Source organism: Pseudomonas sp. P4_C3 (assembly GCF_056402075.1).
This window is the reverse complement of record NZ_JBFUIC010000531.1, coordinates 1-1,929: the sequence shown is the minus strand read 5'-3', so window position 1 is coordinate 1,929 and position 1,929 is coordinate 1. Positions and strand designations below refer to the sequence as shown.

2 protein-coding genes are annotated in these 1,929 nt (G+C 45.0%); both read right to left on the bottom strand.

Annotated features, from left to right (window positions below; translation table 11 throughout):
* Window positions 1-142 precede the first annotated feature (142 nt).
* Entirely contained in the window at window positions 143-934 is a 792-nt protein-coding gene (locus tag AC1DVH_RS30270; protein WP_477756890.1) for a peptidoglycan recognition protein family protein, read from the bottom strand.
* Window positions 934-1,638: a hypothetical protein gene (locus AC1DVH_RS30265; RefSeq protein ID WP_477756889.1), complete on the bottom strand. Its 705-nt coding sequence runs from the start codon at window positions 1,636-1,638 to the stop codon at window positions 934-936. Before AC1DVH_RS30265 ends, AC1DVH_RS30270 begins: the two co-directional genes overlap by 1 nt.
* Window positions 1,639-1,929: the final 291 nt, after the last annotated feature.

Here is a 1,929-nt window from a genome sequence, read left to right as displayed (position 1 = left end):
CGTTTCAACCTTGTCGAAGGAGAGATCGCACACTTATTCTAACCCTGGACAACCATGGTGCACCGGAATTTAATGGCATACGGCAGCCATAGGTAATGCCCGAAATTCTGCCGGGCCAGTTTCGCACTTATGTAGCTACAGACTAAGTAGCGTCTAGGGTTTTCCAAGTTTTTGGCCCTATAATCCCATCTGCGACCAGACCATTTTTACGTTGAAACTCTCGCAACGCAGCTTCAGTCTTTGCGCCAAAATAACCATCAGAAATACAGTTAAGCCTTACTTGAAGGCTTCTAACCAAATCACTAACTACACCCCGCCTAAGGGTAGGGCGAGGCACATTGTTAGAGTTAACATCAGCCTCTACAGAAGGAATTAATGGGCGCTTTACAGCTGAGCCATCTAGATGCGCTTGTACGTCGGCCCGAAATTTTATCATATCAAAATTTGGATCAGACTTTCGCCCGGGCGGAGTTGCAAACTCTTTATGCCCTATACAAAAATCGACACTAGCATTTATTTTTTTCAGTATAGCCGCAACACCACACACATAGCTATAATATTGAATTTCGGACCATTCCTCGCTCGGCAAGCCTGAATGCTCAGCTTCGATCCCGATAAAACTACTATTACCTGTGCTAATCCCCCGAAAAATACCGACACCGGCATGATTACATCTGCCGGCGGCAATGACATAGTATGTTCCATCTCTTCCTAGGCCTAGCTGGGCTAAAGGACCCTGGAGGTCAGATCGGCCGTTTACAAGTGTTTTTAGCGTCGGCATATTGCCTACAATCGCGGTTGCAGTGTGGTGACAGATGACCCCTCGAACGGTGCCCATTTCAGCCCGGCCTCTAGTTGTCCACCCATCGACCAGTGCTACTTTAAGGCTTGCTGCTTCAAGGACTTCAGGCAACCAAATCAATGAGTAACTCATTACACGCCCCCTCCTTTAGCAGGAGGCAAATCTTCATCAGCCGTCACATCAACCACTTCCAATCCGCACGCATCCCGATCACCATCCGGTGACGACTCGCTCAACGGAAGAGGATCATTTAAACCTCCTTGCCGCGTGTCATCTCCATTACCTTRGCTAGTTTTAAAAATGGTGTTAAATGTCTCACTTAATTTATCAGTTGCCTGCTTGGAGAACATCCCCACCATGGCAGCCAATGCGACAATAGCATAAATATTAATTTTACTTGGATCATCTCCAACGGTTAGAAAACCGCCTCGGAAAGCCATATACATAATGAAGGACAACGCCATCCCGGTAAAAGGCCTTAACAAATACCACCAAATCCAATTATTGGTTAGCCTTTGATTACCAACGAAATCACCAAAAGAAGTTGCCGTATGGACAAATGAGCCAATTCCACCTGATAACATGACCAGCAAAACAAACACCGTATCGATGGTTATATCCTTACTTACATCAAAGGCAAGTGACAACTTTATCACCGTACTTCCTTTATTGCCAGGCACAAGCGCCCACGGCCAAAGATTCACAAACAAGTAAATCATAAGTAAAATAAAAAACATCAACCCGACACCGACTGCTCTAATTTGCCCAGGCGACGCAGCCTTACCACTATCAATGGTAACTGCTAAGACACTTAGATTGCTATCTGCATCACTCATGACCAAGCTCCAATTATTATTGGAAAACAATATCCTCCAGTCATAAACTGTTGCTTCTCGACTACCCATTTCTGAGACAGGCATCCTGCCTAAATCTTGACGATAGCTTACCGCGTAAAAATTTCAAGCCACTCACTTCTTCTAAAATTCAAGAGTGCTCACTCGCACCTAAAAACCAAACAAACCTCTGCGCGACGCTAAAATAAATCCATATTTTTCATAGCCCTATACTGAACCTGGCAGCTGATAACATCTGAGTAGCTGCTACGTTAAAGCTTCTTAGGCATAGCA

What these genes read in the sequence shown, in the direction of transcription:
- AC1DVH_RS30270 (WP_477756890.1), bottom strand. Translation starts at nt 934, where the DNA reads ATGAGTTACTCATTGATTTGGTTGCCTGAAGTCCTTGAAGCAGCAAGC.